Origin of the sequence: Nonomuraea sp. NPDC023979 (assembly GCF_040639085.1) — a bacterium.
Lineage (GTDB): Bacteria > Actinomycetota > Actinomycetes > Streptosporangiales > Streptosporangiaceae > Nonomuraea > Nonomuraea ceibae.
Genome location: NZ_JBEZZG010000001.1, coordinates 624,958 through 645,772, shown reverse-complemented (window position 1 = coordinate 645,772; position 20,815 = coordinate 624,958). Strand labels below are relative to the sequence as shown.

Below are 20,815 nucleotides of genomic sequence, written 5' to 3'. Positions count from 1 at the left end.
CAACTATTAGCCACAGGATAGTCAGTGTCAACTAAGCGATATTGTCGATCTTCCGATGACAAACACCGAGATTTCCCCCAGCACGGCCGCCCCCGTGCGCCCCCGGCTCGGCTGGCTCGACGCCCTGCGCGGGCTGGCCGCCCTGGTGGTCGTGTACGAGCACGCGCTGAACCCGCTCTACCCCGAGCTGCGCGGCGTCACGGGCCCGTGGTTCGACGCCGGCTGGTACGGCGTCATCGTGTTCTTCCTGGTCAGCGGCTACGTGATCCCGGCGTCGCTGGAGCGGCGGGGCAGCGTGGCCGGGTTCTGGATCGGCCGGGGCTTCCGGCTCTACCCGCTGTGGGCGGTGGTGGTGTGCGCCGCGCTGCTGCTGGTGGTGACGGGGATCGACGGCATCCACGTATACCTGACCGACAATCCGGTCACGGCCACGCTCGCCCACCTGACGATGCTCCAGGACCTCCTGAACGCGCCCAACGTCGTCAACGTGCTGTGGACGCTCTCGTACGAGATGGCCTTCTACCTGCTGGTCACGGCGCTGTTCGTGGCTCGGTGGCACCGGCGCAGCGCGGAGGTGGCGGCCGGGTTCGGCGTGCTGGCCGTGGTCGCCGGCGGGGTGCTGCCGACGATCCTGCTCACGCACCGGGGGCCGACGCTCGTCACGACGCTGGCGGCGGTCGTGCTGGGCGGCGGCGGGCTGGCGGGCGTGCTCAGCTCACGCCCGGCGCTGCGGCGGGCCGGGGCGGTGGCGCTGGCGGTGCTGCCGCTGGGGCTGATCGCGGTCAACAGCCGCATCCCGGCCTGGCAGAGCCTGACGATCCTGGCCACGATGTTCGCGGGCACGGCGCTGTACCGGTGGCAGGCGGGGCAGATCTCCCGGGGCCGGGGCTGGGCCGTCGCGGGCGGGGTGCCGGTGGCGGCCACCGGGGCGGCGCTGCTGTGGCACGACGGCGACCCGCTGCCGTGGGTGGCGGCGGTCCTGGCGGCGTGGGCGACGTTCGGGGCGGGGATGCTGCTGGCCGACCGGCGGGTGCCCGCGTGGTGGGCGTGGCTGGGGATGGTGAGCTACTCGGTCTACCTGATCCACCCGATCCTGCTGGAGATCGTCGACGGCTTCCTCGACGACCCGGCCGCCGTCGCCTGGCCGTACCGGGTGGGGCTGGGGGCGCTGGTCGTGGCGGTGCTGCTGGGCTGCTCGGCGCTCACGTACCGGCTCGTGGAGGCTCCGGCGCAGCGCCTGGGACGACGGATCGCCGCTCGATCCACGGGATCGTCAAACGCGCGGCGGAGCAGTCCGGGGGGCGGGTGAAGCTGCCTGGCGCCGGCGGGTCCAGGTGGTGCCAGGACTACCCTCACCTCTCCTCCGCGCACCAGTGAGAACGGCCGCCCGCGTCACTTGAATGGCGGGCATGACATCAACAGAGCTGCCAGGCCGCTGGGTCGAGGGCGTCGGCATGATCCTCGGCCCGCTGCTCCTCCTGGCCGGGGTGCTGACCCGGATCGGCGCGGACGACTTCTTCACCGGGCAGCTCGCCGCCCACGCCGCCCGGCCCGGCGAGATGACGCTGTCCTACGGGCTGTTCGCGGCCGGGGTGGTGCTGCTGTGGCCGGCGGTGACGGGGCTGGCCCGGCGGCTGGAGCCCGGCTGGGGGCGCTGGGGCGTCACGCTGGTGGTGCTCGGGCTGTTCGGGCGGGTGTTCCACGCCGGGGTGAGCCATCTGGCGTTCCAGCTCGTGGACGTGCTCGGGCTGGAGGCCGCGCAGCGCGTGGTGGCCGGCACGTACGGGGCCTTCCACGTGTTCAAGGCGGTCAACGTGTGCATCATGGTGGGCTGGATCGTGCTGGCCGTGGGCGCGTACCGGGCGCGGGCGCTCGGGGTGGCCCGGTGCGTGGCGCTGGGCCTTACGGCCGCGCTGCCGCTGGGCGTGCTGAAGGGCAGCAGCGACCCGGTCTCGCTGGTCGCCCTCGCCGGGCTGGCCGTCGCGCTCGTCCCGCTCGGCGTCACCACGTTGCGTACGGGACCGGCGCCCCGCTGGTGGGCCGTGGCGCTGACCGTCGGCCTGGTGCCGGTGGCGTACCTGCTGGGCCTGGTGGGCTGATTTTTCCGATCATGCGGTAACAACGGGACTGCTCGGACCACTACCGGGTGTCAGAAACATCCGGAACGAAGGGGCGGGGCGGTGACGGATGATCAGCACCGGTTCACCGGCGTGTACGACGAATGCCGGCAACGCGTGTGGGCGTACGTGGTCAGTCGCTCGGGACGTCAGGTGGCGGACGAGGTCGTGAGCGAGACGTTCGCGATCGCCTGGCGGCGGCTGGAGGACGTGCCCGACCCGGCGCTGCCCTGGCTGCTCGGCGTGGCGCGCAACGTGCTGCGCGACACCATCCGCGCCGAGGCGAGGCGCGAGGCGCTCGCGCAGGAGCTGCGCGCCTGGACCGAAGGGGACGTGGCCGACCAGGTGACCGAGCGGATCGGCGTGCTCCAGGCGCTGGCCGCGCTCGGCGACGACGACCGGGAGATCCTCGTCCTGGTGGCATGGCAGGGGCTGTCGCCGAAGGAGGCCGCGCGGGTCGTCGGCTGCTCGACCGCCGCGTTCCGGGTCCGGCTGCACCGCGCCCGCAAACGGCTCAAGCAGGCCATGGAGCCCGCCGGGCCGTCCCGTCCCCGAGTGCGCAACAACCTCAGCGAGGAGTGGTCATGAACCCGATGGACGAGCTGCGTGCCGCTCGGCCCGCACACCTCGGCGACGCCCCGGTGGACGAGGGCACCCGGGCCAGGGAGCTCACGTACGCCATGTCGCACCCGCGCAAGGCGCGGCGCGGCCGGAAGGTCGTCCGGCCGGTGTGGGGCATCAGCCTGGCCGGGGCCACGGCCGCGGTCGCGGCGGCGGCCGTCGTCGTGACCGGGACGGGCGGCGCGCCGCCGAGCGCCCCCGACTCCGTCGCCCAGCCCGCCGCCACCGCCACCGCGACCGCGACCGCCACGAAGGTGCGGCTGTCGGCGCGCGAGGTGCTGCTGGCCGCCGCCGAGAAGGCCGGCAGCCAGCCCGACGAGATGGGCGCGTGGTGGCACACGTCCACCATGCAGCGCACCCTGCACCAGGTCGCCGAGGGCGGCTACACGGTCGTGGAGCGGCAGCGGAGCGAGGGCTGGACGTCCAGCGCGACCGGCGGCGAGCAGGGCGGCACCTACCAGTCGCTCGGCGCGCGACCGGCCACGCCCGAGGACGAGGCGGCCTGGCGGCGGGCCGGCTCCCCCCGCGAGTTCAAGGTCAAGGTGCCCGGCAAGCCGCGCGCGATCACGCTGTCCACCTCGCCGCGCAAGCCGTGGGGCGGCTTCAGCCCGCTGGTCGACGGTGACAAGGTGTTCTGGCTGGGCCGCAACGTGACCATGAAGGAGCTGCGCGCGCTGCCGTCCGATCCGGGCAGGCTCAAGGCGTGGCTGCTGCGCTCGTACAAGGGGCACGACACCGAGTCGGAGAGCGTGCCGATGGCCTCCGACCCGTGGCTGTACCGGGTGAGCACCGGGCTCATCCTGGACATGCCGGTCACGCCTGAGGTGCGGGCCGCCGCCTTCCGGATGCTCGCCGACCTGGACTCGGTCAAGGTCATCGAGAACGTGACCGACGCCGAGGGCCGCCAGGGCGCGGCGGTGGCGGTCGAGGAGAAGGTCAGGGACAGCGTCATGGAGACCCGGCTGATCTTCGACCAGGAGACCGGGCGGGGCCTGGCCAGCGAGAGCGTGGTGGTCGAGCCGGGCGACGCGCACGCCGGGCACGAGCCGGGCACCGTGGTGGGCACGACGACGGTGCTGGAAGCGGGCTGGGCCGACAGCAGGCCGTGACATCGCGCCGGGGGCGCGGCGACGTGATGATCGCCACCAGCAGCAGCGGCGCCCCCGCCAGCGCGAAGCACCACTCCAGCGGCAGCCGCTCCACCACGAGCCCGGCGCCGGCGGTGCCGAGGGAGTTGCCGGCGTTGAAGGCGGTGTTCACCCACGCGCCGGCCTGGGTCCTGTTCCGCGGCCCGGCCAGCTCGTCGGCCAGGAGATAGGCGGTCGTCAAGGCGGGAGCCACGAACAGCCCGGCGACCGCCGCCGCGCCGGCCAGCCCGGCGAGGTTCGGCACGGCTCCTGCCGCGGCGACGGCCAGGCCGAGCGCGGCGGCCAGCAGGCGCAACCGCACCGCCCCCGACGCGCGCCAGGCGATCGCGCCGTAGGCCAGGCCGCCCGCCGCGCTGCCCGCCGACAGCGCGGCCTCGACCCACGCGACGGCGGCGGGCTGCTGCTGCCGCTGGGCGAAGACGACCACGAGCAGCGTCAGCGCCCCCAGGCACAGGCCCAGCGCGGCCGCGACGACGACGGGCGTGAACAGCGCCCGGACGCCGGGCCCGCGTTCCCGGCGGCGGGCGGCGGCCGGGGCGGCGCCGGGCCGCATCGCGGGCGACGTGACGAGGGCGAACGTGCCGGTCGCCACCAGGCAGGCACTCATGGCCACGCCCGCCGCCGGATCGACGACCACGGCGACCAGCCCGGCCAGCAACGGGCCGGCGATGTAGAGCAGCTCCTCGGCGACGGTGTCGAGGCTGTAGGCGCGTTGCAGCAGCCGCTGGTCGCCCAGCAGGTCGCTCCAGAGCGTGCGCATGACGGGCCCGAGCGGCGGCGAGCACCCGCCCGCCGCTGCGGCCAGGACGGCCAGCAGCCACCAGGGCGCCCCGGGCTGCCAGGTGAGCACGGCCAGGCAGCCCAGCAGTGCCGCATAGAGCCCGGCCATCGGAGGCAGCGCCCGGCGCGGCCCGTACCGGTCGACGAGCCAGGCCCGCACGGGAGACAGGACGGACACGGCGAGCCCGAACAGGGCCAGGACGCCGCCGGCGAGCGCGTAGGAGCCGGCGGTGGCCGTGAGCGCCAGCGTCAGCGACAGGAAGACGGTCCCGTAGGACAGCCGCCCGAGCAGGGCGAAGCCGAAGGCGCGCGCGGCGCCGGGGTGGGAGAGGACGGCGACGTAGGAGGGAGACATGAAGGTTCCTCAGGAAGGCAGCGCGTCGCGGCGCTGAGACGTGCGAAGGACACCGGCACGCCGCACGCGTCGGTGCGGCCGGGCGGTGGCCTAGGCACGGGTGAGGAACATGGCGATCACCTTACACGGCTACGCCGGCGTGCCTTACGGCTGGTCCAGGCAGGACAGGTTGGCCGAGCGGTAGAGGACGACGACGAGCACCACCAGCGCCGCGAACCAGGCGACGGTCACGGCCAGGGGCAGCCCGGCGTAGCCGTACGGGGCCAGCATGCCGGCGACGCCCAGCGCGGCGACCGCCCAGCGCAGCACGTCGAGGAGCGCGGCGCGGGACGCGTGCCCGCCGGAGCGGAGCCGCCCGGCCACGATCTCGCCGATCAGCCAGACGGCGAGCAGGGAGCCGGCCCTCTCGGCGAGGCTGAGCACCTGCTCCGGGGACGAGTCCGGCCCGGCAGGGCCGGTTATCAGGAGGTCGGCGCTCGACAGGACGACCATCAACGTGGTGGCGGCGGCCCCCGCCGGGTCGGCCGGATGGAGGGAGACGCCTCGCAGCCGGGACAGCCCGACCGCGCACATGGCCCAGCCGGCCGGGTCGAGGAGCAGGTCGAAGCCGTCGAGCCGGAGGGCGGCGTAGACGATGACGAGACCGGTGGCGATCAGCGCGACGGGCGGCATGAGACCGCCGGACGCGGCGCGCGGGTGGGGGTTCGTCAGGACCATTCGTCGCTCACCGCTTCGCTGCACACCTTGTCGGACAGGCCGCGCTGCCAGGCGACCGGGACCGTCGCGCCGTCGGGCCCGGTCAGCTGCCAGGAGTCCCAGGTGACCTCCGCCGTCCGTGCCCCCAGATAGGTCTCGTACGTGAACCGCACCGGCTGCGGCGTGTGAGGCACGGCCGCGCAGTCGGTGATGGCGACGTGCCTTTCCATCACCTCCATGTCGCCTCCTTCGACGGTGACCTTCTCCGCCCCGGGGTTCTCGGCCGGCAGCAGCCGCAGGCCGGGGATGTTCATCGAGAGGCCGGAGACGGTGAAGGTGGTGGACCCCTCGTTCTCGATTTCCACGAAAAACCTGGTGGACAGGGCGCCGCTTTTCTCGTCCACCCAGGCGCCGGCGAAGAAGGAGTTGATGTTCCAGTTGATATGCGGGGTCACCGCCCCGGTCCCCCAGAGAAACGCGGTCACCATGACGAGCGAAAACGACGTCCAGATCACCACGCGTAATCGGACCGGTTCGGCACGCCAAGAGGTGACGCCGTATTGCTGCCAAATTTCATCGGAAGCCACGAGGTGAAACCATATATGGTGGCATCTCGTGACAATACCCCCGCTGATTCTCTGGGTGGCCGCCCTGCTCACCGTGCTGGCAGCCGCCTCGCCGGTCAGCCGGGAACGGCTCGACAGGTTCGCCGCGCAGACCGGATTCACCGTCACCGCGGCCGACGCCGAACAGGTCGTCGGCCATTTCCGGGCCGTGCGCCGATGGCGTCTGATCGCGCTCGTCGTCGCCGTTCCCGTGGCGGGGCTCACCAATGACCCGTTCTCTTTGGTGCTCGGCTGGTGCGCGGTTTCCGTGGTGTTCTCTCGGAGGGCCTCCAACGCGTACGACGAGGCGCGCATTTATCGTGGCGCATGGCTCCTCGGATTGGCCGGCGCCGTTTCGGCGACCGCCTTTCTCCTGCGAGACGTCACCGCGGCCCGGATCGCGCACACCGGAATCCTGATCGCCGTGGCCGTGGCGGTGACGTTCGCCGCCCGGCGCGAACCGGCGAGCGCCCCGGCCGAGCTGGCCATCGGCCGCTGGTCCACGCGCGGCCTCTATCTGGCGGGGACCGCGATCGTGCTGTCGGCCGCGCTGCTCACCCCCGGCCTGCCGGTGCTCCCCGAGCCGCCCGCGTACACGCCGCCCCTGACGTTCTCCGACAGCCGCCCGAGCTTCGAGACGGTGCGCACGTACAAGGCGCCCTCCTGCGCGTGGACCACGCAGGTGGCGGCCGACTGCAGTGGCTGGCTGGTCAACGGTCAGCCGTTCCCGCAGGCCGCGCCGTACGTCGTCATCCCCGGCAAGGCGCCCCGGCCGGCCCCGTTCATCCGCAGCCCCGACAAGAGGGCCCTGGTCTACCTGCACCGGCACGACCGCCGCCTGGTGTACGAGGACGAGGCGGGCGCGCGCCCGCTCACCGGCGCGCTGGCCGACACCGAGCTGCCCAAGGTCACGTTCGCCGGCCAGAACAGGTACCTCGCTCTGGTCCGGGACGGCGCGCGGATCATCGACACCCGGACCTGGCGCACGCTGGAGCTCCCCGACGTCCGGCGCGTCCACGACCTCGGCAAGAGCGGCATCGTGGCCGCCACCGCCGCGCGGGCCCTCGTCCTCGACCACCAGGGGAAGCCCCGCATGAGCCTGCCCGCCGGGGACGCCTACCACCTGCACCCGAAGGGCCACCGCCTGGTCGTCATCGACGACGAGGGGCGGGTCACGACCTACGACGTGAAGACCGGCGAGCGCCTGCGCACGGTCACCCCGGTGTTCCGCGGCGACGACAGCCTCGGCTCCGGGCTCGGCTGGTCGGCCAAGGGCGCCTTCCAGGTCCGCGCCGCCTGGTCCGAACGGGTCTACAACCTCGACCTGTCCACCGGGAAACTGTGGCGCTGAGCAGCGGACCGAACCCGGGGTGAAAGTTTCAGCGTCGTTTGACGGGTGCGCCGCGCGCCACTCATGATCATGTCGTCTCCTGGTCAGGAGGAGGCGTCGAGTGAGGAACCACTGCCACGGCGAGGTGCACCGATGCCGAGAACCCTGCTGCGCTCCGCGTCCGCGATCCTGCTGGCGCTGACCGCCCTGAACGCCCCCACCGCCCATGCCGACGACGGCGTCCCCGTCGAGATCACCGTCAACACCCGTGCCGCGCTGGCCGGCGTGCCCGAGACCGGCATCGGGACCAACCACGCCATCTGGGATGCGCACCTGGGCAGCGACCAGACCGCGGACCTGCTCAAGGACGCGGGCGTGCGGCTGCTGCGTTACCCGGGCGGCTCGTACTCCGACATCTACCACTGGGCCGACCACACCGCCCCCGGCGGCTATGTCGCGCCGAACACCGACTTCGACACCTTCATGGCCGGGGCCCGCCGCACCGGCGCGCAGCCGATGGTGACCGCCAACTACGGCACGGGCACGGCCGCGGAGGCCGCCGCCTGGGTCCGCTACGCCAACGTCACCAAGGGCTACGGCGTGAAGTACTGGGAGATCGGCAACGAGAACTACGGCAACGGCCACTACGGCGCGGCGTGGGAGGCCGACAACCACGCGGACAAGAGCCCGGCCGAGTACGCCAGGCACGTCGTCACCTACGCGGACGCGATGAAGGCGGTCGACCCCACGATCAAGATCGGCGCGGTGCTGACCACGCCCGCGAACTGGCCCGACGCGATCAGGGCGGAGGGCGACGCGGGAAGCTGGAACGAGGTCGTCCTGTCCACCGCCGGCTCGAAGATCGACTTCGTGGTCCTGCACTGGTACCCGGGCGCCCTGGACCGCACGGGACACGTACCGGACATGATCCAGCTCACCCGCGAGCAGATCGCCAGGCTCGCCGGGCCGGGCGCGGAGCGGATCGGCATCGCGATGACCGAGTTCAACACCGGTTCCAGCAGCAACGGCACCAATACCCAGCCGGGCGCGCTGGCCGCCGCCGACGCGTACGCGACGCTGCTGGCGAACGGCGTGTTCACGGTCGAGTGGTGGAACGTCCACAACGGCATCGGCACGGTAACCGAGGTCGAGGGGCACACCGACTACGGCGACTTCGGCCTGCTGTCGAGCGGGACGTGCACCGCCGACGGGTCGGTCTGCGAGCCGGCGTTCAACACGCCGTTCGCGCCCTACTACGCGCTGCAGATGGTCGGCAGGTTCGCCCGGCCGGGTGACCAGTTCGTCCGGGCGGCGAGCGACACGCCCGCCGTCAGCGCACACGCCGCCCGCCGCCCGAACGGCGACCTGGCGGTCATGATGATCAACACCTCGCGCGACACCTCGTACGCGGCGGCGATCGACTACGCGGGCTACACCCCGGCGGCCGGCGCGCCGACGGTGCTCACCCACACCAACGGCGCGACCTCCATCACCACCGCGACCAGCGGCAGCGCCACCAGCCAGACGCTGCCGCCGCTGTCGCTGACGACGATCGTCCTCAAGCCGGCCGCCGACCGGTCCAGCCCCGCCGCCCCCGCCCAGCCTGTCGCGTCGGCCGTCACGGACACCAAGGCCACGATCACCTGGCCGCGCGCCACGGCCGGCGACCGGCCCATCGCCAAGTACGAGATCCACCGCCAGCACGGCGCGGTCACCGAGCAGCTCGGCGAGACCTCGGGCACCTCGTTCACGGCAGGCAACCTGCGGCCGGGCACCCGCTACACGGTCAACGTGATCGCCCGCGACGCCGGCGGCGGCCTCTCCTGGGCCTCGCCGCCGCTGACGTTCACCACGAAGGCCCCCGCCACCAGCTCGTGCTCGGTACGGCTGAGCGTCCAGTCCGACTGGTCGAGCGGCTACGTCGGGTCGATCGACGTCACCAACACCGGCGCGCCGATCGACGGGTGGACCCTCGACTTCGCCTGGCCGAGAAGCTGGCAGAGTCTGGGGAGCGGCTGGAGCGCGGTCTGGACGCAGGACGGGCGGGCGGTCAAGGCCGTCAGCGAGCCCGGCAACCGCGCCCTGGCCACCGGGGCGTCGGCCACGATCGGCTTCGTGGGCAACTACTCGGGGCCGAACGTGCTTCCGTCCGTGTTCAGGCTCAACGGCACGGTCTGCGCGGCCGGGTGAGAGGCCGCCGCTGGCATTTTCACGACATGTCGCCATCCGGTCAGCCGCATACCCCCCATTGACCGGTCCTTATCCCGCATCCTCATGAACGAGTAAAGCAATGTGTCATTGCACGACAGATCGGGTTCGTTCATGGGATGGATCACCCGCTTCACCGCCGTCGGCGCGGGCCTGGCGATGCTCGCCGTGCCCACGCAGGCGCAGGCGACGCCGCCGGAGCCCGCCTCCGGCGGCGGTGACCTGCACGAGGTCACGCTGATCACCGGTGACGTGGTCACCGTGAGGGAGGTCGCCGGCGGCAAGCGCGCCGCGACCGTGCGGCCGGGCAAGGGCCGGGAGGACGTCAGGTTCTTCACCGAGGAGGAGGACGGCGAGCTCACCGTCACTCCCGCCGACATGGTCCCCTACGTGTCCCGGGGCCTGGTCGACGAGCGGCTGTTCGCCGTGAGCGACCTCATCGAGCAGGGGTACGACGACGAGAGCAGCGAGGTCCTGCCGCTCCTCCTGTCCTACCGCGACAGCGACGCGAAGGCCGTCACGCTGCGCAGCGTCAACGCGCGGACGATGCGGGCCGACAAGGACGAACTGCCCGTGCTGTGGGCCGCCGAGCGCGCGGGCGGCGAGCCGAAGCTGCGGGACGGCCTGGCCAAGGTCTGGCTGGACGGCAAGGTCACCGCGACGCTGGAGCACAGCGTGCCGCAGGTGGGCGCGCCGCAGGCGTGGCAGGACGGCTTCGACGGCAAGGGCGTGAAGGTCGCGGTCCTCGACACCGGGATCGACGAGACGCACCCCGACGTCAAGGACAGGATCGTCGAGGCCCGCAACTTCACCGACGACCCGTCGGCCAAGGACGAGCACGGGCACGGGACCCACGTCGCCGCGACCGTCGCCGGCGTCGGCGCGGCCTCGGGCGGCCTGCGCAAGGGCGTCGCGCCCGGCGCCGAGCTGGTGATCGGCAAGGTGTTGAACGCGAGAGGCAGCGGCACGGAGTCGCAGGTGCTCGCCGGCATGGAGTGGGCGGCCAGGGAGAGCGGCGCCGACGTCGTCAACATGAGCCTCGGCGGCGGCGCCACCGACGGCACCGACCCGCTCAGCACCGCCGTGGACGTGCTGACCGAGCAGACCGGCACGCTGTTCGTGATCGCCGCGGGCAACGACGGCAGCGAGTACAGCGTCGGCTCGCCCGGCGCCGCCACCTCGGCCCTGACCGTGGGCGCGGTGGACGCCGACGACGCCCTCGCCCCCTTCTCCAGCCGCGGCCCCCGCCTGGACGAGGCGGTCAAGCCGGACATCACCGCACCGGGCGTCGGCATCGTCGCCGCGCGGGCCGCGGGCACCGGCCTGGGCACCCCGGTCGACGAGCTCCACACCAAGCTCTCCGGCACCTCGATGGCCACGCCGCACGTGGCCGGCGCGGCGGCGATCCTGGCCCAGCGCCACCCCGGCTGGACCGCCGCGCAGCTCAAGAACGCGCTGGTGTCCACGTCGAAGACCATCGCCGGGCAGACCCCGTACGAGCAGGGCGGCGGGCGGCTGGACGTGACGCGCGCCCTCCGTCAGACCCTCACCGCGACGGGGACGCTGAGCCTGGGCGTGCACGAGGACGGCGACACCGGCGTCCCCGGCGGCGAGATCACCTACACGAACACGGGACAGGCGCCCGTCACGCTCGCCCTCACCCCCTCCGTCACCAACCTCGACGGCCAGGCCCCGGCCGAGGGCGCGGTCACCCTGTCGGCGACCACGCTCACCGTCGAGCCGGGCGCGAGCGCGAGCGTGCGCGTCACCGTGGACCCGGCCAAGCTCCAGCACGGCCGGCACGCGGGCTACGTCACCGCCACCGCGGGCGACGCCGTCGCGCACACCACGATCGCCCTCACCCGCCGGGGCAAGATCCACAAGGTCCGCTTCACCGCCGTGAACGCCGACGGCTCCCCCGCCCGCGTGCCCTTCATCTCCATGTACGGGGCCTCCAGCAGGGACGACGTCTACGGCTACATCCTCGACGAGCAGTCCGGCTGGACGGCCGAGGTCGCCGAGGGCACCTACCACATGCAGGCGATCCTGGGCGAGACGAGCTCCGAGACGCCCGTCGACACGCTCGTGGTGAACCCGGAGCTGCCGGTGACCGGTGACATGGAGATCGTGCTCGACCCCAGGACCGCCGTGCCCGTCGAGATCAGGACCTCGCAGCCGGTGATCCAGGAGGGCATCTCCACCTACTTCACCCACCGCACGTACGGGTCGCGCAAGATCAGCCTGGGCTCGATGAACTTCCCGTCGGTCGACGGGCTCTCGGTCACGCCGACCAAGCCCGTCACGAACGGCACGTTCGAGTTCGCCTCGCGCTGGCAGCTCGCCGCGCCCCGCGTGACCGCCGAGCTGGGCCGCGACCCGCTGGTGGTGCGCCCCGCCATCAGGTCACCGGAGTTCGCCGGCAAGAAGCGCTGGCCCCTGGCCACCGCCGACGCCGGTGACGTGAAGGGCAAGGCGGTCGTCCTGGTCAGCGAGCAGTTCGGCGACTGGACGAGCAAGCTGCAGGGAATCGCCGACGCCGGAGCCGCCGCGGTGATCGTCGTCGGCCCCGACGGCCGGGCCATGTGGCAGCCGTGGAAGCCGGAGGGCGAGCGCGACCCGCTGCCCACCCTGCTGATCACCCACGACCGCGGCCAGGCGCTGCTGGAGAAGGCGCGCTCGGGCGGCGTGATCGAGGTGACCGGGCAGTTCGCCCCGCCGTACCTGTACGAGGTCATGCAGGTCTCCTCCGGCCACGTGCCCGAGCGGGTCGTGCACGACGTGAACTGGCGCAACACCGCCCTGGTCGAGGCCGGCTACCACGAGTCCGGCGGCGACCGCTACGGCAAGGACCAGCGCTTCGGCTGGCGCCCGTGGCAGACGTACGACCTGGGCTCGCAGATGGAGACGCAGCGCATCGTCAACACGCCGCTGCGCCGGGCCGAGTACGTCAGCGCCGGCGACACCCAGTGGCAGCACGTCGTGCAGCACGCGCTGACCTGGGAGTCGATGAGCCGGCTGCGCGGCGGGCTGACCGACCGGCCGCGGACCTACCGGCCGGGCGAGCGCGTCAAGGAGGACTGGTTCGCCCCGGTCGTGCGCCCGGCCGTCCAGGCGGCGACCCGGACGGGTGACGTGCTGACCGTGCAGGTGCCCGAGTTCGTGGACGCCGACGGGCACCAGGGCTACGCGCGGGACAGCGCCGACAAGGACACCACCGCGGCCCGCTTCTACCGGGACGGGCAGCTGGTGGAGGAGCGCAGCACGCTGCGCGGCGCCTTCCCCGCCGTGGCCGAGGACGCCGAGTACCGGCTGGAGCTGGACACCACGCGCACCGGCGACGAGTGGCTGCACGCCACGGCCACGCGGACGTCGTGGACGTTCAGGTCCGCCAGGACGGAGGACACCCGGCCGCTGCCGATGCTCGGCGTCGACTACGACATCCCGGCCGACCTGGAGGGCCGGGTCCACCGGACGCTCCCGGTCAAGCTCGGCTTCACCGCGCCCGCCGCCAGGAAGCTCAGCGCGGAGATGTCGTACGACGACGGCAGGACCTGGCGGCGGCTGCCGCTGATCCCCGCGGGCCGGGGGCAGCACGTCGCCCTGGTCTCGCACCGCAGGACCGACCTCGGGGTGTCGCTGCGGGTGACCGCGACGGGCGCCGCCGGAGAGCGGTTCGAGCAGACCGTCACCCGCGCGTACGGGGTCCGGTAGTCACAGCCAGCGCTCGCGGGCCGCATGCCAGGCAAGCTGCATCCTGGTCTGCGCGCCCGCGCGCCGCATGAGGTGGTAGACGCGGCGCTGCACGGTACGCAGGCTGAGCCCGAGCTGGCTCGCGATCGACTTGTCGGGGACGCCGGCGACCAGCAGCGAGAGCAGGTAGAGCTCGTCGGCGTCCAGCGGGCAGCCGGCCGCCGCGTCGATGACCTGCCCGTCGTCCAGCGACCGGATCGGCGTGGCCCGGTCCCACTGGGCCTCGAACAGCGCGATCAGCGCGTCCAGCAGGCTGCTGCCGCGTACCAGCGCGGCGGTGGTCTCGGTCCGCCCGCCCGCGTGCTGCACCAGCGGCAGCAGCGCGGTCGCCCGGTCCGCGATCATCATCCGCACCGGCAGGGGACCGCACGGCGCGGGCGCGCTCGCCGAGCTTGATGCCGTAGGCGACGTTGGCCACCATCCCGGGCTCCTCCAGCAGGGCCCGCTCGTAGATCACCCGGTAGTCGACGCCCCGGCCGAGCGCGTCCAGCTCCTCGGTGTTGTCCTGGGACGGCATCACCACGTGCCCGGCGCGGCAGAAGTACATGACCTCCTCGCGGGCGCTGTTCTGCAGGTGGCGCACCTGCTCACGCAGCGCGGCGCGGCTCGGCAGCACCTCGATCAGCCGGTCGGCGTCGCGGCGGCGCAGGCTGGTGCGGTATTCCTCGGCGAGCTGCTCGACCGCCTGGCGGGCCCAGTCGATGCTCTCCTGCCGCCGCATCAGCAGCGGCCCGAGCGCGACGTCCGGGGCCACCGGCGCGAACCCGCGCCCACCCGCGTCGCGGACCAGCCCCAGGTCCCGCATCGTGGCGAGCGCGCCGGCCGCCGCCTCGGCCGTGATCCCCAGCTCCTCGGCGAGGTCGGCCGCCTCCGCCTCGCCCGCGCGGACGAGTAAGCGGTACGCCCGTTCCGTCACCTCGTCGAGCCCGGCAGCCTCCAACATGGTCCCCATGATGACAGGTGGCCCCCAAACGGCACATAAGTGCACTTAAATCAGGTACGGGGACCTCGTCGCGCTCTCGGCTCCGCTCAGGCCGCGGCGATCCACAGATCGGGGCCGAACACCTCGTAGTGGATGTCCTTGGGCGCCATGCCCGCGCCGATGAGCTGGGCCCTGGCCTCCCGCATGAACGGCAGCGGCCCGCACAGGTAGGCCACCGAGCCCGCCGGGATGTCGACCCCGGCCAGGTCGATCCGGCCCGCCCTGCCCCGCCGGCCGTCCTCGTACCAGAAGATCTTCTCGGCCCGGGGCAGCACGGCGGTCAGCGCCTCCATGTCCTCGCGCAGCGCGTGCTCGGGCTCGGAGCGGTCGGCGTGCAGCAGCAGGACGCGGCGGTCGCTGCCGGTCTCGGCCAGGTGCTGGAGCATCGCGGTGATCGGGGTGCAGCCGATGCCGGCGGAGGCCAGCACGAGCGGCGCGTCGCCGCCCGCCAGCGTCACGTCGCCGAACGGGGCCGACAGCGTCAGCTCGTCGCCCGGCTCGACAGTGGCGTGCAGCAGGTTGGACACCTCGCCCTCGGGGGCGCCCTCGCCGCGCACCCGCTTGACGGTGATCCGCCGCAGCCCGTCGGCGCCGTGGCCGGACAGCGTGTACTGCCGGAGCTGGTGCACCCCGTCGGGCATCCGCACCCGGACGCTGACGTACTGACCGGGCAGCGCGGGCGGGACCGGCTCGTCGCCGACGGGCGCGAGCACGAGCGACATGACGTCGGCGGTCTCCTCGCGGCGCTCGACGACCCGCCACGGGCGCCAGGTGCGGCCCTCGCTCGCGCCGGCCTGCGCGTAGATGCGGGCCTCCATCGCGATCAGGGCGCCGGCCATCAGCCAGTAGACCTCGTCCCAGGCGGCGGCCACCTCGGGCGTGACGGCCTCGCCCAGCACCTCGGCGATGGCCGCGAACAGGTACTTGTGCACGATCACGTACTGGTCGTCGGTGATGCCGACGGCGGCGTGCTTGTGCGCGATGCGAGTGAGCAGCGCGTCGGGCCGCTCGTCCGGGTTGTCGAGCAGGGCGCCGGCGAACGCGGCGATGGACCCGGCCAGCGCCCTGCGCTGCTCGCCGCTGCGCTGGTTGCCCCGGTTGAACAGGCCGTCGAGCAGCTCCGGCCGCTCGGCGAACATCGTCTCGTAGAAGCGGGCGGTGATCGTGTCGAGCGACGCGCCCACGACGGGGAGGGTGGCGCGGACGGTCGCGGCGCTTTCCGCGGACAGCATGGGGGACCTCCAGATAATTGGTATCTGGAATGCATATTAAAGAGCCGGTTCGCCGGTCCCCGATCTGGGTGGGACGCTCAGCCCGAGCAGCACCGGCCCGGTCGGCCCCGTGACCAGCGCATCGACCGTCAGCGTGTCGAGCGACGCATAGAAGGCCTCCTGCGCCTGGCGCAGCGCCCCGCGCAACCGGCAGGCCGCCCGCAGCGGGCACGGCAGCAGCGCGTCCTCGCACCCCACCACCTCGTGCTCGCCCTCCAGCCGGCGCACGATCGAGCCCACCGTCGCCTGCCGCCCCGCCGCCGTGAGCTGCAGCCCGCCGCCACGCCCGCGCCGGGTCTCCACCAGCCCCATCTCGCTCAGCCGCGAGACCGCCTTGGCCGCGTGCGTATAGGGGATCGCCAGCACGTCGGCGGCGGCCCGCGTGGTCAGCAGCTCGTCACCGCTCACGACGGCCAGGCGCATCACGATCCGCAGGGAGATGTCGGTGAAGGCGGTCAGGCGCATGCCCCCAAGGTAATCCTCCCCACCGACCCACCTTGACACCACGCAAGGTAAAGCTACAGTTACCCTGAGTCATGGGGGTGGTCATGCTCTTGCCGCGGCACGTCGCCTGCGTGATGGACGGAAACGGCCGGTGGGCCGCGCAGCGATCACTGCCGCGCACCGCCGGCCACGAGGCCGCCGAGGCCGCCGTGATGGACGTCATCGAGGCGGCGCGCAGCGCCGGGGTCACCTGGCTGAGCCTGTACGCCTTCTCCACGGAGAACTGGCGGCGCCCGGCCGCCGAGGTCGACATCCTCATGCGGCTCGTCCGCCGCGCCATCCGCAAGCACGCCCCCGCCCTGCACGCCCGGGGCGTCCGCTGCCGCTTCCTCGGCATGGCCGACCCGCGCATCCCGCAGCCCCTGGTCCGCGACATCACCGACCTGATGACGCTCACCGGCGACAACAGGCGCATGACGCTGACCGTGGCCTTCGACCACGGCGGACGCCGCGACATCGTGGCCGCGGCCCGCTCGCTGATCCGCTCCGCCACGCCCGCCGACCAGGTCACCGAGGACAGCTTCGCCCAGCACCTGCCCTACTCCGACACCCCCGACGTCGACCTCGTCATCCGCACGTCCGGGGAGCAGCGCATCTCCAACTTCATGCTCTGGCAGGTCGCCTACGCCGAATGGGTCTTCCCGCAGGTGCTCTGGCCCGACTTCCGCGCCACCCACTTCTGGGAATGCCTCGACACCTACCGGCGGCGCCAGCGCCGTTTCGGCGACGTACGCCAGTCCACCACCTTGACCGGGGAGGGTCACCGATGAGCCGCACCACCACAGCGGAGACGACGGACGTCTTCGGCGCCGACTCCATCCTGCGCCGCCTGGTCGGCGAGGCGCGCTGGGGCCTCGCGGTCACCCGCGCCACGCTGCTTGAAGCCGCACATCCGCAGATCGGCGCGGCACTGATGGAGAACTCGACGTTCCTCACCCACCCCTGGCGGCGGCTGCGCAACACCGCGACCAGCTCGCGGCGCATCCTCAGCCCCGACCCCCGCGTACGCGACCGCGAGGTGGCCCGGCTCAACCGCCTCCACGCCCGCATGTCCGGCACCGACGCCCAGGGCCGCCCCTACGACGCCACCGACCCCGAGGCCCGCGCCTGGGTCGCCGCCACGCTCTTCGAGTCGACGGTGGCGATGTGCCGGCTGAGCGGCGAAACGCTCGACGCCGGCGAGATGCGGCGGCTCTACGACGAATACCGCATCTTCCTGACCCTCATCGACGGCGACAACGAGCACCTGCCCGCCACGCTGCAGGAGTTCTGGCCCTACTACGACCACGTCGTCGAGAACCGCCTGGAGAACAACGACGCCGTGGGCGTCATCCTCTACCGGCTCCTGGCCAACGTCCCCGCGCCGCCGGCGCTGCGCGGCCATCCCCTGGTGTGGACGGTCGGCCGGGCCGTGGCGGGCCCGCTGGCCACCGCCGTCATCATCGCCTCGCTCCCGGAGCCGTTCTGCCGGCGCGTCGCGCTGCCCGACCTCCCCGGGGCCCGGACCCTCATGCAGGGCGCCTACCTGACCGCCGGCCTCGCCACCCGCTACCTCCCGGAGAGCTGGACGCGCGTCGACTCCGTCATGGGCCTGCTCGACCCGTCGTCCGCCACCCCGTGGGACACCGTACGCCGCAAGGCCGGGCAGGCCGCGGCCCTCCTGCGCCTCATCACCCCCGCCCCCGCCGCCGACGACCAGCAGGTGGTCCTGTCGGCCGACCGCTTCTTCAGCGAGGTCCTCGACCAGACCGGCGACGGCTACCTGCGCTGGCCGGACCTGGCCGCCATGGCGAGGGAGGTCGCCACCCGGCTCGACCTGGGCGAGCAGGACGAGGAGCGGCTCTTCCAGGCGTACGCCGCCTGGTGGCGGGAGCTGCAGGCCGCCCTCGACAGCGACGACGACGGCCGCGTCACCCGCCAGGAGTACGCCGCCGCGGCCGCCTCGCTGCCCGGGGCCGGCCTCATCAAGATCGCCGATGTGCTGTTCGACGTCACCGACGTGGACGACGACCAGAAGATCGACGCCCAGGAATACCGCGACCTGTTCCGGACGGCCTTCGGCCGCGACCTGGCCGGTGACGGCAGCTACTCGCGCGGCGCCTTCGTCCGGCAGTTCGTCTCGTTCATGTCCGGCCAGGAGCACTCCGAGGCCTACAGCACGCTCCTGACCCAGGCGTGACAGCGCGCGCTACCGCCCGCCGTCCGCCGACTTGACCTCGACCAGCACCACGTTCACCTCCCCCGCCAGCAACTCCCAGGCGTGCTCGAAGGCGTCGTCCTGCCAGACGACCGCGCCCGGGTTCAGATCCACGATCTGGGTGGACCCGTCCGCCCAGGTCACCTTCTGCCGCCCGGTGCCCAGGTTGACCACGAGCATCGGGCGGTGCGCGTGCATGGCGCTCTCCCAGCCGTGCGACGCCCGCGCCTGGATCACCCGTACGTGCTCGTTCTCGAACAGCACCTGATGCGCGTCGGGATCCACGACCGTCGCATGCCCGTGCTGTCGATCTTCGATCGAAACACTCACTGCGCCCTCCATCGCCTGCCGGTCTGTGCTTACTCCCGAAGACTAACCACCATCGGTTGTTAAAAACAACCTCACCGTGGACTAGGATGAATCACGTTCCGAACCAGCAGTGCACCGAGGAGAGACAGCAGCCGTGCCGACCAGCCGCAGCTACCGCGACTCGTGCGGGATCGCGCGAGCACTCGACATCGTCGGGGAGAGATGGGCGCTGCTCGTCGTCCGTGAGCTGCTCCTGGCGCCGCAACGCTTCTCCGACCTGCGCCACGCCCTGCCCAACGCCAGCTCCAACCTGCTCACCGACCGCCTCCGCGAGCTCCAGCACCACGGCGTGATCCGCCGCACCCGCGAATCCGCCACCGGGCCCCAGGTCTACGAACTCACCGAACGAGGCAGGAAGCTGGAGCCGGTCATCCTGGCCCTGAGCGACTGGGGCATCGACGCCCCCCACCCGCCCGAGCCCACCTCACTCAGCGCCACCTCGGTGCTGATCTACCTCCGGGACCACGTCCACCCCGACCCGGCGGCGCCGCCGACCGTCTGCCGCCTCGAACTCGACGGCACCACCTGGACCCTCCGCGCGGAGTCCGGCCGGATCCAGGTCCACAGCGGCGAACCCGCCACGGCCGACCTCTCCCTCCGCACGACCCCCAAGACCCTCAGCGCCCTGCTGACCGACCCCGCCGCCCTCGACGCGGCCCTGGAGGAGGGCACGGTGACCTTCGCCGGCAGCCGCCCCGCCCTCGACAGCCTGCTGTACGGACGCTGACGCCGCTGCCACCCCTATGGGGGCGGCGCCGTTCTACTCTCAGCAGCCAGAAGCTCTACGGCCTGCGGCTTGACCGAAGGCGAGGTATCACGCAGCAGCTCGATCATCGGGACGGTGTCGACGGCACGGACCGTCCGAAGCGCCCCGGGCCAAGGCGTTAACCACACGCACGCCAGCCTGCCACTCCCGGCCCGCTAAGGGGCGCGTCCAGGAGCTCCTGCTCAGTAAAGCCACTTCTCGCATCGGCGGTGTCTGGTCGGCGCCGGCTCCTAGCCTCTCAGCAGGGTCAGCCGTACGCGCTGCCGGGCCTTCCGCTCAGCGATGTTCGCGACTTTCCCAACGCCCTTGTAGGACCCGCCCACGTCGTGCCTGAAGCAGCGGCCGTCCTGCTGCTGGATGCGTAACGGCATGGTGTTGTCCGTCCGGCTCACACCAGGATCCTGCCAGCCGCCGGTGTCGTCGGCACACAAAAACGCCCCGGAGCGAGATCGCTACGGGGCATCTTGGTTGTTCGAAAGCTGGTGGTCAGGGGCAGGGTCGAACTGCCGACCTTCCGCTTTTCAGGCGGAGCAACCACCCTGCTTGGCCGATCGAAGCTGTGGTCAGGCACATGTGGACGGTGGCGCGGATGCGTCGGTGTGTGGGGACGTTGCTGTCACTGCTGCTGTCGCCCCGGCCATGGTCACCCGATGGCGAGGCCCGACGGAGGAGGGCCTTGCCGACGATCGCCCCAGCCCCTACGACGGGCACCGAAGTACGCGATCGTCACGGCGTTAGCCAACCGACACCCGGATTAGGAGGGCGCGGGCAGAGCTACTTCAACACTTGCCTTGACCAGCCAAGACACGATGATGATTACGAACGGCAGCGGGGTCACCCCGCGCACGTCTCGGGCCACCCATTACCCACGATCACCACATGATGCGCGCAAGTCCCACAAATCACTCCCATGGACGCCAACCTCGACGCAGCTCAGCCGGGAATCCGGCACGTGCAGCGCTCCGCGTCACCAATACGTGCCGACCTGGAGCTCAGGGCCCCAAGGTCCAAGCATCGGACGCTGCGCAGCAGTCCACCAGGACGTTCCTCCGCGCCGCTCGCCACACGCAAGAGCATCCAACGCGCCTGTGCACGCGACATCGCGGCACGTGGGGA

At 72.4% G+C, this 20,815-nt stretch carries 18 protein-coding genes, 1 tRNA gene and 1 pseudogene; 11 read left to right on the top strand and 9 right to left on the bottom strand.

All coding sequences use genetic code 11. From position 1 onward, the window contains the following. Window positions 1-55: 55 nt before the first annotated feature. The 4 genes and pseudogenes from AB0G11_RS03185 to AB0G11_RS03170 form a co-directional block, all read left to right on the top strand. Window positions 56-1,309 carry an acyltransferase gene (locus AB0G11_RS03185; RefSeq protein ID WP_357583648.1) on the top strand — a complete coding sequence of 418 codons (1,254 nt, stop codon included), beginning with the start codon at window positions 56-58 and terminating at the stop codon, window positions 1,307-1,309. A 100-nt stretch (window positions 1,310-1,409) separates the two neighbouring features. Then, a complete protein-coding gene (locus tag AB0G11_RS03180) occupies window positions 1,410-2,099 on the top strand; it encodes a hypothetical protein (RefSeq protein ID WP_357583646.1) in 690 nt (229 codons plus the stop codon). Window positions 2,100-2,180: 81 nt separating this feature from the next. Continuing rightward, entirely contained in the window at window positions 2,181-2,705 is a 525-nt protein-coding gene (locus tag AB0G11_RS03175) for a sigma-70 family RNA polymerase sigma factor (RefSeq protein ID WP_308125807.1), read from the top strand. Then, window positions 2,702-3,673: pseudogene (locus tag AB0G11_RS03170) on the top strand (CU044_5270 family protein); the annotation flags it as partial. The gene AB0G11_RS03175 and the pseudogene AB0G11_RS03170, both read left to right, overlap by 4 nt. Window positions 3,674-3,686: 13 nt before the next feature. Here AB0G11_RS03170 and AB0G11_RS03165 read toward each other — a convergent pair. The 3 genes from AB0G11_RS03165 to AB0G11_RS03155 form a co-directional block, all read right to left on the bottom strand. Then, a complete protein-coding gene (locus tag AB0G11_RS03165; RefSeq protein ID WP_357583644.1) occupies window positions 3,687-5,021 on the bottom strand; it encodes an MFS transporter in 1,335 nt (444 codons plus the stop codon). A 144-nt stretch (window positions 5,022-5,165) separates the two neighbouring features. Further along, window positions 5,166-5,738, bottom strand: coding sequence for a hypothetical protein (locus AB0G11_RS03160; protein ID WP_357583642.1), 573 nt, complete (start codon window positions 5,736-5,738; stop codon window positions 5,166-5,168). Further along, window positions 5,729-6,304 (bottom strand): hypothetical protein, encoded by a 576-nt coding sequence (locus tag AB0G11_RS03155; protein WP_357583640.1) that lies wholly within the window; start codon window positions 6,302-6,304, stop codon window positions 5,729-5,731. Before AB0G11_RS03155 ends, AB0G11_RS03160 begins: the two co-directional genes overlap by 10 nt. A 28-nt stretch (window positions 6,305-6,332) precedes the next feature. On the opposite strand from AB0G11_RS03155, the gene AB0G11_RS03150 reads away from it, so the two are divergent. From AB0G11_RS03150 to AB0G11_RS03140, 3 genes are all read left to right on the top strand, one after another. After that, complete coding sequence (locus AB0G11_RS03150) at window positions 6,333-7,673, top strand: hypothetical protein (RefSeq protein ID WP_357583638.1); 1,341 nt, start codon at window positions 6,333-6,335, stop codon at window positions 7,671-7,673. Window positions 7,674-7,805: 132 nt separating this feature from the next. After that, the gene (locus AB0G11_RS03145; RefSeq protein ID WP_357583636.1) at window positions 7,806-9,842 is read left to right on the top strand and encodes a cellulose binding domain-containing protein; all 2,037 of its coding nucleotides are present in this window, start codon (window positions 7,806-7,808) and stop codon (window positions 9,840-9,842) included. Window positions 9,843-9,974: 132 nt separating this feature from the next. Beyond that, complete coding sequence (locus tag AB0G11_RS03140; protein ID WP_357583634.1) at window positions 9,975-13,571, top strand: S8 family serine peptidase; 3,597 nt, start codon at window positions 9,975-9,977, stop codon at window positions 13,569-13,571. Here the strand turns inward: AB0G11_RS03140 and AB0G11_RS03135 are convergent, their stop codons facing one another. Next, a complete protein-coding gene (locus AB0G11_RS03135; protein WP_357583632.1) occupies window positions 13,572-13,958 on the bottom strand; it encodes a helix-turn-helix transcriptional regulator in 387 nt (128 codons plus the stop codon). Between the two features lie 175 nt (window positions 13,959-14,133). Here AB0G11_RS03135 and AB0G11_RS03130 point away from each other — a divergent pair, with 175 nt between their 5' ends. Beyond that, entirely contained in the window at window positions 14,134-14,505 is a 372-nt protein-coding gene (locus tag AB0G11_RS03130) for a hypothetical protein (protein WP_357583630.1), read from the top strand. Window positions 14,506-14,639: 134 nt separating this feature from the next. Here AB0G11_RS03130 and AB0G11_RS03125 read toward each other — a convergent pair whose 3' ends face one another. Together AB0G11_RS03125 and AB0G11_RS03120 are read right to left on the bottom strand one after the other, a co-directional pair. Further along, complete coding sequence (locus tag AB0G11_RS03125; protein WP_219506572.1) at window positions 14,640-15,824, bottom strand: globin domain-containing protein; 1,185 nt, start codon at window positions 15,822-15,824, stop codon at window positions 14,640-14,642. 36 nt (window positions 15,825-15,860) lie between these two features. Then, a complete protein-coding gene (locus AB0G11_RS03120; protein ID WP_357583628.1) occupies window positions 15,861-16,328 on the bottom strand; it encodes an Rrf2 family transcriptional regulator in 468 nt (155 codons plus the stop codon). Window positions 16,329-16,411: 83 nt separating this feature from the next. Between AB0G11_RS03120 and uppS the strand changes: the two genes are divergently transcribed. Together uppS and AB0G11_RS03110 are read left to right on the top strand one after the other, a co-directional pair. Continuing rightward, window positions 16,412-17,137: a polyprenyl diphosphate synthase gene (uppS, locus tag AB0G11_RS03115; protein ID WP_246645113.1), complete on the top strand. Its 726-nt coding sequence runs from the start codon at window positions 16,412-16,414 to the stop codon at window positions 17,135-17,137. Next, on the top strand, window positions 17,134-18,546 hold the full coding sequence (locus AB0G11_RS03110; protein ID WP_357583626.1) for an oxygenase MpaB family protein: 1,413 nt from the start codon (window positions 17,134-17,136) through the stop codon (window positions 18,544-18,546). The genes uppS and AB0G11_RS03110 overlap by 4 nt, the downstream gene beginning before the upstream one ends. 9 nt (window positions 18,547-18,555) lie before the next feature. On the opposite strand, the gene AB0G11_RS03105 is transcribed toward AB0G11_RS03110, so the two are convergent. Then, a complete protein-coding gene (locus AB0G11_RS03105; protein WP_219506578.1) occupies window positions 18,556-18,894 on the bottom strand; it encodes a hypothetical protein in 339 nt (112 codons plus the stop codon). Window positions 18,895-19,027: 133 nt separating this feature from the next. Between AB0G11_RS03105 and AB0G11_RS03100 the strand changes: the two genes are divergently transcribed. After that, the gene (locus tag AB0G11_RS03100) at window positions 19,028-19,660 is read left to right on the top strand and encodes a winged helix-turn-helix transcriptional regulator (RefSeq protein ID WP_357583624.1); all 633 of its coding nucleotides are present in this window, start codon (window positions 19,028-19,030) and stop codon (window positions 19,658-19,660) included. Between the two features lie 269 nt (window positions 19,661-19,929). Here the strand turns inward: AB0G11_RS03100 and AB0G11_RS03095 are convergent, their stop codons facing one another. Then, window positions 19,930-20,091, bottom strand: a complete 162-nt coding sequence (locus tag AB0G11_RS03095; RefSeq protein WP_357583622.1) for a hypothetical protein — start codon at window positions 20,089-20,091, stop codon at window positions 19,930-19,932. 88 nt (window positions 20,092-20,179) lie between these two features. Then, window positions 20,180-20,248 (bottom strand) — tRNA-Phe (locus AB0G11_RS03090). Window positions 20,249-20,815: the final 567 nt, after the last annotated feature.